General features: G+C 64.1%; 11 protein-coding genes and 1 tRNA gene. 2 read left to right on the top strand and 10 right to left on the bottom strand.

What is annotated here, in order from left to right; all coding sequences use genetic code 11:
• Nucleotides 1–154 precede the first annotated feature (154 nt).
• The 5 genes from ACQ5ID_RS02605 to ACQ5ID_RS02585 all read right to left on the bottom strand — a co-directional run bounded on the left by ACQ5ID_RS02605 (nucleotide 155) and on the right by ACQ5ID_RS02585 (nucleotide 4,573).
• Nucleotides 155–1,327 carry an isovaleryl-CoA dehydrogenase gene (locus ACQ5ID_RS02605; RefSeq protein WP_429910919.1) on the bottom strand — a complete coding sequence of 391 codons (1,173 nt, stop codon included), beginning with the start codon at nucleotides 1,325–1,327 and terminating at the stop codon, nucleotides 155–157.
• Between the two features lie 48 nt (nucleotides 1,328–1,375).
• On the bottom strand, nucleotides 1,376–2,893 hold the full coding sequence (locus ACQ5ID_RS02600; RefSeq protein WP_429910918.1) for a glycoside hydrolase family protein: 1,518 nt from the start codon (nucleotides 2,891–2,893) through the stop codon (nucleotides 1,376–1,378).
• 64 nt (nucleotides 2,894–2,957) lie between these two features.
• The gene (locus ACQ5ID_RS02595) at nucleotides 2,958–3,953 is read right to left on the bottom strand and encodes a Kelch repeat-containing protein (RefSeq protein WP_429910917.1); all 996 of its coding nucleotides are present in this window, start codon (nucleotides 3,951–3,953) and stop codon (nucleotides 2,958–2,960) included.
• 195 nt (nucleotides 3,954–4,148) lie between these two features.
• A tRNA-Leu gene (locus tag ACQ5ID_RS02590) sits at nucleotides 4,149–4,233 on the bottom strand.
• Between the two features lie 94 nt (nucleotides 4,234–4,327).
• Nucleotides 4,328–4,573, bottom strand: a complete 246-nt coding sequence (locus tag ACQ5ID_RS02585) for a FliM/FliN family flagellar motor switch protein (protein ID WP_429910916.1) — start codon at nucleotides 4,571–4,573, stop codon at nucleotides 4,328–4,330.
• Nucleotides 4,574–4,677: 104 nt separating this feature from the next.
• On the opposite strand from ACQ5ID_RS02585, the gene lipB reads away from it, so the two are divergent.
• The gene (lipB, locus tag ACQ5ID_RS02580) at nucleotides 4,678–5,358 is read left to right on the top strand and encodes a lipoyl(octanoyl) transferase LipB (RefSeq protein ID WP_429910915.1); all 681 of its coding nucleotides are present in this window, start codon (nucleotides 4,678–4,680) and stop codon (nucleotides 5,356–5,358) included.
• Between the two features lie 166 nt (nucleotides 5,359–5,524).
• Here the strand turns inward: lipB and ACQ5ID_RS02575 are convergent, their stop codons facing one another.
• From ACQ5ID_RS02575 to ACQ5ID_RS02560, 4 genes are all read right to left on the bottom strand, one after another.
• Entirely contained in the window at nucleotides 5,525–6,046 is a 522-nt protein-coding gene (locus ACQ5ID_RS02575) for a hypothetical protein (protein WP_429910914.1), read from the bottom strand.
• A 131-nt stretch (nucleotides 6,047–6,177) separates the two neighbouring features.
• Entirely contained in the window at nucleotides 6,178–6,567 is a 390-nt protein-coding gene (locus ACQ5ID_RS02570) for a DUF805 domain-containing protein (RefSeq protein WP_429910913.1), read from the bottom strand.
• Nucleotides 6,568–6,705: 138 nt separating this feature from the next.
• Nucleotides 6,706–8,730, bottom strand: a complete 2,025-nt coding sequence (locus ACQ5ID_RS02565; RefSeq protein ID WP_429910912.1) for an acetyl-CoA carboxylase biotin carboxylase subunit — start codon at nucleotides 8,728–8,730, stop codon at nucleotides 6,706–6,708.
• Between the two features lie 98 nt (nucleotides 8,731–8,828).
• Entirely contained in the window at nucleotides 8,829–9,338 is a 510-nt protein-coding gene (locus ACQ5ID_RS02560) for a YgjV family protein (RefSeq protein ID WP_429910911.1), read from the bottom strand.
• Nucleotides 9,339–9,493: 155 nt separating this feature from the next.
• Between ACQ5ID_RS02560 and ACQ5ID_RS02555 the strand changes: the two genes are divergently transcribed.
• Complete coding sequence (locus ACQ5ID_RS02555; protein ID WP_429910910.1) at nucleotides 9,494–10,342, top strand: TauD/TfdA dioxygenase family protein; 849 nt, start codon at nucleotides 9,494–9,496, stop codon at nucleotides 10,340–10,342.
• A 344-nt stretch (nucleotides 10,343–10,686) separates the two neighbouring features.
• On the opposite strand, the gene ACQ5ID_RS02550 is transcribed toward ACQ5ID_RS02555, so the two are convergent.
• Entirely contained in the window at nucleotides 10,687–11,655 is a 969-nt protein-coding gene (locus ACQ5ID_RS02550) for a class I SAM-dependent methyltransferase (RefSeq protein ID WP_429910909.1), read from the bottom strand.
• Nucleotides 11,656–11,666: the final 11 nt, after the last annotated feature.

Genomic DNA, 11,666 nt, shown 5'->3' with positions numbered 1-11,666 from the left:
CCCCGACGTGCGTCGGGGAAACGCGATGGCGTTCCTCTCGCTCTTCGTCACCCCCGCGCAGGCGGGGATCCAGAGATCATAGAGCGAAGACTATGCATGCGGCTCTGGGTTCCCGCCTGCGCGGGAACGACGAGAGGGGACACGAAATCGCGTCTTACGCGCTCTCGCCGAAGAGTTCCCGGCCGATCAGCCAGCGGCGGATTTCGCTGGTGCCTGCCCCGATCTCATAGAGCTTGGCATCGCGCAGGAGGCGGCCCGTCGGGTATTCATTGATATAGCCATTGCCGCCGAGAATCTGGATGGCATCGAGCGCGCATTGCGTCGCGGCCTCGGCCGCAAACAGGATCGCGCCGGCGGCGTCCTTGCGCGTCGTCTTGCCCGCGTCACAGGCTTGCGCGACGGCGTACACATAGGCGCGCGACGCGTTCATGCGCGTGTACATGTCGGCGATCTTGCCCTGTACCAGCTGGAACTCGCCAATGGCTTTGCCGAACTGCTTGCGCTCATGGATGTAGGGCATGACCACATCCATGCATGCCTGCATGATGCCGACAGGACCGGCAGAGAGCACCGCGCGCTCATAATCGAGCCCGCTCATCAGCACGCGCACGCCCTGACCCACGCCGCCAAGCACGTTGTCTTCGGGCACTTCGCAATTATCGAAGACAAGCTCGCCGGTTTCAGAGCCGCGCATGCCCAGCTTGTCGAGCTTCTGGGCGACGGAGAAACCCTTCATGTCCTTCTCGATCAGGAAGGCGGTGATGCCCTTCGAGCCGCCATTGGGATCGGTCTTGGCATAGACCACCAGCACGTCCGCGCTCGGCCCGTTGGTGATCCACATTTTCGAGCCATTGAGGACGTAGCGGTCGCCTTTCTTCTCGGCCTTCAGCCGCATGGAAACAACGTCAGAGCCTGCGCCCGGCTCGCTCATGGCGAGCGCGCCGACATGCTCGCCGGAGACGAGTTTGGGCAGGTATTTCTCCCGCTGCGCGTCATTGCCATTGAGCTTGATCTGGTTGACGCACAGGTTTGAGTGCGCGCCGTAGGACAGGCCCACCGAAGCCGATGCGCGGGAGATTTCCTCCATCGCGATCACATGCTCGAGATAGCCAAGGCCCGAACCGCCATATTCCTCGCCGACGGTAATGCCCAGAAGGCCCATCTCGCCCAGCTCGCGCCAGAGATGATGCGGAAACTCGTCCTTCACATCGATCTCGGCGGCCAGGGGCGCGATTTTGTCGGAAGCAAAGCTGCGCACGGTGTCGCGCAGCATCTCTGCGGTCTCCCCCAGGGGGAATTCCAGCGTCGGGTATTGGTTCGATATCATGGCAGGCGGGATACCACGCCCGCCATTATGGTCAAGCGTGGACTGCCTTTACTCGCCTTCTGGCGGGCTGGCTTCGTTCGCCGTATCGGCGCTTTCGGCGGCCGCTTTGGGCTGGCGCGTGCGGGTGAGGAGTATCCAGGCCGAGGTGATGGTCAGGGCTATGCCCATAGCCGCCGCGACCGGACCCAGAAGGCCGAAATCGACAATCTCCGGGTCGGTGCCGCGCTCGATAATCGTCCACAGGCCAAAGCCCGTCATCGCCACACCGACAGCCAGATTGGCCACAAACAGCCATGTGCCATTGCCGGGCGCTTTGGCCGGTGCAGCCGGGCCGGGTCCGGCTTGCGGCAGTTCAGGCGCCGGAGCGGCCGTACCCATCAGAACGCCGGGGTGAATCTCATCGCTATCAACCGCCTCGTCTTCTTCGGGCATGTCGGCGGGACGGCCCACGGCCTGCACCTCACCGGAGAAGCCGGCGCTGGGGGCGGGCGAATCGGCGCTGATGGCAGTCGGCTGCACCGCTTCCGGCGCAGGGGGCGTGACAGGAGGCGTGACAGGGACCGCGATATCGGTGCGCGTAATCGTCACCGAGGAGATCGCCGCATAAACCGGCACCGGGCCGACCTTGTAACGCGGCTGTTCCGGCTCGGCGGCGGGCTGGGGCGCTGGCGCCGGGGCTTCCGGCTCGGCGCGCTGCATGAAGCTGAAGCCCAGACGGGCATCGCTTGCCACCGGGGTTTCCTCGCGGGCGGGCGCATCTGCCGGAACGGCCATGGTCTCTGCCATTTGCGCGTTCATGCGCGCAATCACGCTGCCGGTCGGGTCGTCCAGCTCGTCAGGGGCAAGAGCCGGCGCTGGCGAAGGCGTTTCCTCTTCAGCCGGAGCTGGTTCGGTGGCCGCTTCGGGTTCTGGTTCTGCTTGCGGTTCAGCCAGCGGCTCTTCAACGGCCTCCGGCTCTGGCGTGTCATCCTCGAGCACCATGCCGCCCGGCTCTGGCGGGTCGATAAATTCCAGCTCCAGATCGACTAGCGGGCCGATGCGCGGCGCGGGGTCGGCAGCTTCGGCTTCCGGCTGCGGCGGCGCTGCGGGCGCAGGCGCCGGTTCGGCTTTCTCCTGCAAACCTTTGAGATAGAGAGCCTTTTCAGCGGCGCGGCGGCGCACAAGGCGCTCGGAGACGACCAGACGGCCATCTTCCTCGGCGCGCACCCAGGTTTCCAGCGCGGCAGCCGCCTCCAGATGGCGGCCATCGCGCGCAAGACGGGCCACGTCCGACACCTTGAATGCGCCCGGACCGATTGAGCAGGCAAAGGATACCAGCGCGTCGCGCACCGAACCTGGCAGGTCCTCGCCCACGGCCTTGTCGATGGCCTGTTCGGCCTGGATCACATCATAGAGAAGCAGCAGCTCGGCATCTTCACGGCTGATGCGTGCGCCTTCCTTGGCGGCGGCTGTATGACCGTAGCCCAGCGCCCAGCGCCGCCCACGGCGCAACGCGTCGCCCAGAAAGGGTTCATGGGTCTTGATGAGTTCGCGCGCGGCGCGGCTGGATTTCAAGCGCGGCTTCATAAGTGTCCCGTTCCGAAACGCCCGTAAGGGGCCTTTGCGGTATCGTTGCAAATTGGTTGCCGCGTTACTGGCTGCGGCCCAGAACGTCCACCGTCGACAGGGCGGTGAAGGGCGCAAACACCCCGCCGCCGACACCGCCACCAATCAGAAACACAGCGCCATCAAGAACCGAGGCGGCGGCCTCTGTGCGCGCGGCTGTCAGCGATCCATCCTGGCGCCAGCTGCGCGCGCCCGGCTCTATCGCGAAAACCGTGGCGTATGTGGAGCGCAGATCATCGCCGCGCCCACCCAGCGCCAGCAGGCGGGTACCGTCAAAGACAAGCGCATGACCGGCGCGGGCAGCGGGCAGGTCCGGTCCGCGCCGCCAGTCCTGCCTGTCGATATTATAGATATCCACGCGGGCAACGGCCCGGCGGTCCACAATGCCGCCCGTCACCCAGATTTCACCGTCCACCAGCGTGATACCGGCATCGCGGCGGCGCAGATCGGAGGGCGCTTCAAGAGCGGCCCATTCGCGTGTATCGATGTCAAAAACGAAGATGCCGCCCGGCTCCTCGATGCCGCCAACGGCATACAGCCGATTCTCATGGGCCACCATGGCGAAGGCTGCGCGCGCGGCCGGCATCGGCGTCTCGCTCTGCCATACATCCATTTCCGGATCGTAGGACCACATCTCCGCTATCGGCGCGCGGCCCGATTCCGAGCTATAGCCGCCCGCCGCCCAGATGCGCCCGTCAGCGGCGGCAAACCCGAAACGCTCCAGCCCTTCCGGCAGCGGCGAGAGAGGGCGCCAGCGATGGATCTCGCTGTCATAAACCTCGAAATTGTCGCGCGGCGTCACCCGCCCTGCCCCGCCTGCGGCATAGATATGCCCGTCCATCGCCACGGCGGAGAGACCGGCGCGTGCGCTCTCCAGCTCTGGCCCGCTGCGCCAGCCCGCATGCAGGACCAGCCCGCTGCTGGCCTCATCCTGGCCATGGGCAGCAAACGGCAACGGGCTGGCTACAACCAGTACCAGAGCGGCAGCAGACAGGCAGGCAAGAGAGACAAAACGGCGCAAAGACAGCACCCTCCGCACAGCGAACGACCAGAGCTCAACCTTCCCTCACCGGAAGGCAGGATTATGGCCAAGAGCCTACTGTGTGCAGCCCGGCAAGGCGAGTGGTCAGATGAAGCGCGCGGACCAAAAAGAAAACGCCCGGTCCGCGAAAGGCGAACCGGGCGTCTTTTTCATATCTCTCCGGCAGAGAGAAAATGGTGCGGCCGAGAAGACTCGAACTTCCACGGGTTGCCCCACAGCGACCTCAACGCTGCGCGTCTACCAGTTCCGCCACGGCCGCAAACTGGGAGACGGGCGTTTAGCAAGACCCAAGAGGAAAGGAAAGCCCTTCACTGCGCGAGCGCGCGCGATTTTCGCGGACACCAGAGGCCGCGTCAGACCGCGAAATAGTCGTGCACATCAGCCGCTTCGGTGATCGACACGGCGATATGGTCGCCCTGGATCACGATCTCGCCGCGCGCGATGGGGTGGTTATTGGCGAGAATCCACACTTCCTCGTGCTCGGCAGCATCAAGGGGAATCACCGCGCCGCGTCCCATCCGCAAAAATTGCTGGATGGGCAGGCGCGAACGGCCCAGAAGAACCGCAATTTCTATCTGCACAGCGCCGAGCTGACTCATTGGATGCTGGTACCTTGTCCCGCGTTTTGTCCCGCCGCACACCCTCACTTGAAAGCGGCGCGTTTACACACGATGTTCCGGGCCGGTTTCCGAGGCGTTAAGCAATGCAACAAAAACCAGCTGGATGGGCAGTTTCTGCAGCCCCGGTCGACTATGACGCCGCCGTCGCGGCGATGGAGGCGCGCGTGGCCGCCATTCATCGCGGTGAGGCGGGCGAGCTGGTCTGGCTTTTAGAGCACCCTGCCCTCTACACCGCCGGCACCAGCGCGGACGCCTCAGACCTGCGCGAGCCGGAGAAATTTCCCGTCTACCGCTCCGGGCGGGGCGGCGAATACACCTATCACGGGCCGGGCCAGCGCGTGGCCTATGTGATGATGGATTTAAGGGAGCGCGGCCGCGATGCGCGCCAGTTCGTCAATAATCTCGAAAACTGGATCATTGGCGCGCTGGACCGGTTCAATGTGAAGGGGGAAAAGCGCTGCGACCGGATCGGGGTGTGGGTGGACCGCACGCCCGTGGGCGGCCCGCCGCGCGAAGACAAGATTGCCGCCATCGGTATCCGCCTGCGCCGCTGGATCTCGTTTCACGGCATCGCGCTGAATGTGGAGCCGGACCTCTCCCATTTTGGCGGCATCGTCCCGTGCGGCATCACCAATCCCTCTTATGGCGTGACGAGCCTGACCGATCTTGGGCTGCCCGTGACCATGGACGATGCGGACTTCGCGCTGAAACAGGCATTCGTGGAGATTTTCGGCGCCGTAGAGGACGAGGCACCGCCGGTTTAGGGGGTAACGATAACGTTTTCTCCCCCCGTCTACGGGGGGAGTGGCCCGAAGGGCCGAGGGGGGGGGATTTTGAAAAGAAAAGTTTCCCCCCTCCGTCTGGCAAGCCAGACACCTCCCCCGTAAACGGGGGAGGAAACCCGTTCGCAGCATCTGGAAAAGCCCCCCCTCACACCTTGCGGGGCAGGCGTGCAAACCAGAAGCCGATAGCAAATATGGTCAGCCAGAAGGCGACTGCCGACGGCCAATCTCCAGCCGAGAACGCGGCCAGCGTATCGGCCTCATTCTCGATCATCAGCTGCTGGAAGCCGGCGATGAGCGCCTCATCCTGCCCGGCGGCCTGCACCTGGGCGGGATCATTGATGTCCACGCCCTGCGCTTCGAGATATTCCATGAAGCCCGGCAATATCGCCAATGTCACCGCGAAAACGGCAACGATTGTCTTCACCGCCACGCCCGCCGCCAGCGGCACGATCACCAGCGGTCCCTGCCGCCCGGCATCGCGCAGCCGGTTGATGTGAAGCGCGGCAAGGCAGAACAGGATCACCAGCCAGCCAAACATGGCCAGCCCTGCGTCCAGCAGGGTCAGGCGCAGCGCGTCGGCAAGGGCGATAAAGCCAAGGCCAAGCCAGTACGTGTCGGCGTCAGCGCGCGTGTCGGGCAGAAGTATGGCTCTGAAATTGAACGGCACGCGGGGGACTCCAGGCTGCGGTCTGTCGGCAGACCCGCTTCTAGCCCAAGCCGCTGCGCCGTCAAATGCAAACGGGCGCGGGTTTGGCACCCGCGCCCGCCTCGCAAGCTCAAAGCAGAGCTGTTTTCGGCCTACTCGCCAGACACCGCGTCTGCGGCAGCGGCTACGACGCCTTTGGGATTGGGGCCGTGCTGGTTCACGCCCGGCTGGCTGTCCATCACAAAGAAGATGATGAGCACGATGAAACCCACCAGCGGGATCAGGCCGATCAGCAGCCACCAGCCCGACCGGCCGGTGTCATGCAGGCGGCGCACACCCACCGCGATACCCGGAATCAGGCTGCCCAGAGCGAACAGGCCGGCCAGCATCGGAAAGCCGAAGAGCGCATTGTCGATGGAGAAAAGCACGATGTAGACGATGATGTAGAACAGATACCACCACCAGTATTCACTGCGGCGCGCACGGCCCTGAAAGCCAGCATAGTTCGTATAGACCGATTTTACGGCATCCATAAAATTCATGGTGTTATCCCTTCGGGGCTGGTCAAAAACACGGGGATCGGCGCGCGCGGGGCTTGAGGGGGCCGGAAACGCGATTCAATCCTTGGTCCAGCGTCGGCCCCCAAGGCAGGGATGGTCAACAAAAAACCGGAAAAAAAGTTACTCCAGCTCTACCAGCAGCTCGTCTGCGGCAACGCTGTCGCCCGCCTTCACGCTGACGGTTTTCACCATGCCGTCGCGCTCGGCGCGCAGCACGTTCTCCATCTTCATGGCTTCGACGGTGAGCAATACCTCGCCCGCCTTCACCTCGCGGCCCGGCTCCACCGCCACCGAGACGATCAGGCCCGGCATCGGGCTGATGATCTGCTTGCTGGTATCGGGCTCGGGGCGTTCGGGCAGGCGCGCGGCCAGCTCGGCAATGCGCGGGGAATAGACCCGCACCAGCGCGGAAAAGCCCCGGTGGCGCAGCCAGTAACCTTGAGTGCGGTCTTCCACCGACAGGCTGAAGCTCTCCTTGCCGAGCTTTGCCTCGAACAGATGATTGCCCGGCTGCCAGCCGGTTTCCAGATTGAGCGGTTCCGCGCTGAGGCCCGGCATGTAGACGGTGGCGGCAAATCCGCTCTCCCGGCCCGGCTCTACCGTGATTTCGACGGCAAACTGCTGGTCATCGATCAGCACCGTCCAGTTATGCGGCTTGCCATTGCCCACGCCCGGCGTGATGCGCCCGGCAATGCGCGCCGCGCGCTCCACGAAGACGGTGTGGATCAGGGCCGATGCGGCCACAAAGGCGCGCCACTGGCTTTCCTTCGGCGCGGTGCCGTGAAAGCCATCGGGGAAATGCTCCTCGATATAGCCGGTGTGGATCGCGCCTTTGCGAAAATCGCCCTCGTCCAGCACAGCGGCCAGGAAAGGCGCGTTGGACTGCAGGCCGGCCACGTCCAGCCGGTCCAGCGCAGCCGCGAGGGCGTCGATGGCTTTCTCGCGCGTATCGCCCTGCCCGATCACCTTGGCAATCATCGGGTCGTAGAACATGGAGATTTCATCGCCCTCGCGCACACCAGAATCGATGCGCAGCGTGCCCGGTCCGCTGGGGCCTTCAGCCGGTTCCACATAGCGCACCAGACGCCCGATGGAGGGCAGGAAGCCGCGATACGGGTCTTCGGCATAAAGCCGCGCCTCAACCGCCCAGCCCTTGATCGCCACATCCTTTTGCGCCAGCTCCAGCTTTTCGCCAGCGGCGACGCGGATCATCTGCTCAACCAGATCAAGCCCGTGGGTTAGCTCCGTGACCGGGTGCTCCACCTGCAGACGCGTATTCATTTCAAGGAAGTAGAAGTTCTTGTTGGGGTCGACGATGAACTCCACCGTGCCGGCGCTGTCATAATCGACCGCCTTGGCGAGCGCGACGGCCTGCTCGCCCATCTTCTCGCGCGTCTTCTTGTCGAGGAAGGGTGACGGCGCTTCTTCGAGAACCTTCTGATTGCGCCGCTGGACGGAGCACTCACGCTCATTGAGGTGGATGACATTGCCATGCTTGTCGCCCAGCACCTGTATCTCGATATGGCGCGGCTTTTCGACGAATTTCTCGATCAGTATGCGCTCATCACCGAAGGAGGATTTGGCTTCGGAACGCGCGGCGCGGAAGCCCTCGCGTACCTCGCTCTCATCCCACGCGATGCGCATCCCCTTGCCGCCACCGCCAGCCGACGCCTTGATCATAACCGGATAGCCGATATCACCGGCCACCTCGACGGCCTGCTGGTCATCGACGATCTCGCCCTTGAAGCCCGGCACGGTGCTGACACCGGCGGCGGCCGCCAGCTTCTTGCTTTCCAGCTTGTCGCCCATGGCCGAGATGGCGTGCGGGTTCGGACCGATCCAGCCAATGCCCTCTTTTTTCAGGCGCTCGGCAAACTTCGCGTTCTCCGACAGGAAGCCGAAACCGGGATGGACGGCCTCTGCGCCGGTTTCCTTTACCGCCGCGATGATCTTTTCCATGTCCAGATAGGACTGCGCGGGCAGTGATCCGCCGAGAAACACGCGTTCATCGGCCATCTCCACCGCCAGGCTGTCGGCATCGGCCTCTGAATAGACGGCGACGGTCTTTATCCCCATGCGCTTGCAGGTCTTGATGACGCGAACGGCAATCTCGCCGCGATTGGCGATGAGGATTTTCTTGAACATGAATGTGCCAGCCGGACTGAAGGGACAGGAATGATTGTGCGGGAGGGTTTAGCGCGCCCCGCAAGATAATCGCAAGCGCCCGGCGCGCGGCGGCGCCATCAGGAGGCGGAGAGCTTGCGATGGGCCTGGCGCGCGCCATAGAGGCTAAGGAGCACATAGGTGCCTGAGAAAGCGATCTGCGGCCACGATCCCATCATCACGCCATAACTGCCCCAGAACAGTGATGAGGCCGCCGCCAGCAGCAGGACAAGGCGCATATCGCTCTGCAGGCGCGAGGCGACCGCCACCACCGATCCGATGACGGCCACCAGATCAGCCCAGCCGGGGTTCAAAAAGAGCAGGATCACGCACGCCCCGCCCAGCAGAGCCCCCAGCACCGGCAGGCCCGCCCGGCCAAGCTTCAGTGCCGCCAGATCAAACAGCGCATAGGCCCAGCAGAACAGCACGCCCCCTGCCCCGCCCAGAAACACATAGTGCGTGCCTGCGATGAGGTTTCCCGTCATGTCGGAAATCAGAAAGCCGGGCTTTGTCTTCATCCGCGTGGACAAAAGGATGAAGGCAAAGCCCACAAGGCCAAGCGCATTGATGGCGATGAGGGCGGTGTCCATGCACGATCATCCAGGGCTGTTGACCGCCCGGCGATACGCGCACCCTGGCGCTCTTGCAAGCGCGCCTTGACGGGTGATGACAGCCGGAGGCAGCCTTGGGCCAATGCGGGCGCGACGCAAATGACGCCCGGCACACGCACGGGAGGAGACCGGCCATGGCCGCTTCACACATCAAGGTAACGCCCAGCGGCGCGAGCCTTGGCGCATCGGTTACCGGCGTTGATCTGTCAAAACCGCTAAGCGCAGACGAGATTGCCGCCATCCGCGCAGCGTGGCTGGAGCATCTGGTGCTGGCCTTCCCTGACCAGCCCATGAGCCATGAGGATCTGGAACGGTTCACCCGGTATTTCGGACCCTTCGGCGATGATCCCTTCATCGCGCCCATCGAGGGCCATCCCCACATTATCGAGGTGAAGCGCGCGGCGGACGAGAAGGCGTCCGTCTTTGCTGCCGCCTGGCATTCGGACTGGAGCTTTCAGGACACCCCGCCCGCGGGCACTATCCTGCATTCCAAGATCACGCCGCCCGTGGGCGGAGACACGCTCTTTTGCAATGGCTATGCGGCCTGGGAGGCGCTGTCAGACGAGATGAAGGCGAGGCTGGAAGGGCTGGAAGCGATCCATTCCGCTGCCCTGGCCTATGCGCCCGACGGGGTCTATGGCGAGAATGACGCCAAGGACAGGTCCATGACCATCCGCGCCGCGCCGGAGGCCCGCAACACCAAGGCCCACCCAATCGTGCGCGTGCATCCGGAAACCGGGCGCAAGGCGCTTTTCATCAATCCGGGTTATGTGAAAACGGTCAAGGGCCTGACCGACGAGGAAGCCTTCTTCCTGCTGGTGGAGCTCTACGCCGTCACCCATGATGAGCGCTTTGTCTACCGCCATGAATGGGAGCCGGACATGCTGCTGATGTGGGACAATCGCTGCACCCAGCACATGGCGACGGGCGGCTATGACGGCCATGCCCGCCTGATGCACCGCACCACGGTGGCCGGGCCGTAGGTTCGCGCGATCAAAAATAACCGGGTTCCCGGGCTTGACCCGGGATCCATTTCTTATCTCCGCAACGCATCCGCGTTGCGATGTTCCGCGAACACCCGCCTGCGCGGGCACAGGCAGTCGCGGGCGGCCGTTCGGCCTAGTGGCCCCTGACGGGGCTGGGCTGGCTCCCCGGCGCGATAGCGCCGCAAGCGCGACCGCGCGCCCGCAGCTTTAGCGAGGAGCGACGCACGGATGTGCGGAGCATCAGAAAAAAGGCATGGGTCCCCCGGACCGCTACGCGGCCGGAGGATGACAGAAAATGTAATGCCCTCCCCCGTGAACGGGGGAGAAACCACTAGCAGCCCCTACGGCTTTCTGAACCGCAGGGTCATGCGGTCGCTTTCGCCGATGGACATGCGCTCCTCGCGATCCTCATCGGTACCGGCAAGGGTAGGCAGCAGCGCCCACACACCGATCTCGTGATCGGCCGGATCATCCGGGTTGGCGTTGATCTCTGACGACGCCTCCAGAATGAAACCGCGCGCCTCGAAGGCCGCGATGACATCGGCTTCACGCAAATAGGCCCGCGAGCCATCGGCGCGCTCATCGGTTTCATCGGCTGGCGCACGGTGCTGGACCACGCCCACCGTTCCGCCGGGCCTTAAAAGGGTCCAGGCATCATCCACCGCCACATCCATCTCGCCAAAGCGGGCCATGTTGTGCAGCGCGCGGACATAGAGCACCACGTCGGCCGTACCGGCTGCGCTATCGGGAATGGAGCCCAGCGTGTAGGTGCCGGCGGCCTGACCACCCCATTCGGCGGCCATGCCGGGGAAGCCCGCTTCCCAGCCTTCAAACCTGGCGCGCTGCTCCTCGCTCATGTTCGGGAAAATCTGCTCGAATATGCCCATGGAGTAGTTCAGGCCGTAATACTCGCCTTCAGCCGCGAGCCAGGGCGCAAGGATGCGGCCATACCAGCCCGTGCCTGGCAGCGCCTCGACCACGGTGTCGCCCGGCTGGACACCGAAGAACTCCAGCGTCTCGCGTGGATTGCGGTACTGGTCACGGGCGCGGTCGGCCTCGCGCCGTGGATCGGCCAGAACCTGCTCCAGCGACGGCGCGTCCATCGCCGCCTGAACCTCGTCTTCGACCGCACCGGCAAGGTCAGAGAGCATGTCTTCGGCATCTTCTGCAGTGCTCTCAATCGCATCGGCGGCTTCATCGACAGCTTCGTCGACAGCTTCATCAGGGGCCTCGTCGACCGTCTCTGGCGCCTCGCCATTGCAGGCGGCCAGAAGAGCAAGGCTAGCAACACTGGTGAGAAATACACGCATGAAGAATCCTC

The sequence above is a fragment of the Glycocaulis sp. genome (genome assembly GCF_050485565.1).
GTDB lineage: Bacteria > Pseudomonadota > Alphaproteobacteria > Caulobacterales > Maricaulaceae > Glycocaulis.
The sequence above is the reverse complement of the archived record's forward strand: the minus strand, read 5'-3'. Positions and strand labels throughout refer to the sequence as shown.

What these genes read in the sequence shown, in the direction of transcription:
- ACQ5ID_RS02605 (WP_429910919.1), bottom strand. Translation starts at nt 1,327, where the DNA reads ATGATATCGAACCAATACCCGACGCTGGAATTCCCCCTGGGGGAGACC.
- ACQ5ID_RS02600 (WP_429910918.1), bottom strand. Translation starts at nt 2,893, where the DNA reads ATGAAGCCGCGCTTGAAATCCAGCCGCGCCGCGCGCGAACTCATCAAG.
- ACQ5ID_RS02585 (WP_429910916.1), bottom strand. Translation starts at nt 4,573, where the DNA reads ATGAGTCAGCTCGGCGCTGTGCAGATAGAAATTGCGGTTCTTCTGGGC.
- lipB (WP_429910915.1), top strand. Translation starts at nt 4,678, where the DNA reads ATGCAACAAAAACCAGCTGGATGGGCAGTTTCTGCAGCCCCGGTCGAC.
- ACQ5ID_RS02570 (WP_429910913.1), bottom strand. Translation starts at nt 6,567, where the DNA reads ATGAATTTTATGGATGCCGTAAAATCGGTCTATACGAACTATGCTGGC.
- ACQ5ID_RS02565 (WP_429910912.1), bottom strand. Translation starts at nt 8,730, where the DNA reads ATGTTCAAGAAAATCCTCATCGCCAATCGCGGCGAGATTGCCGTTCGC.
- ACQ5ID_RS02560 (WP_429910911.1), bottom strand. Translation starts at nt 9,338, where the DNA reads ATGGACACCGCCCTCATCGCCATCAATGCGCTTGGCCTTGTGGGCTTT.
- ACQ5ID_RS02555 (WP_429910910.1), top strand. Translation starts at nt 9,494, where the DNA reads ATGGCCGCTTCACACATCAAGGTAACGCCCAGCGGCGCGAGCCTTGGC.
- ACQ5ID_RS02550 (WP_429910909.1), bottom strand. Translation starts at nt 11,655, where the DNA reads ATGCGTGTATTTCTCACCAGTGTTGCTAGCCTTGCTCTTCTGGCCGCC.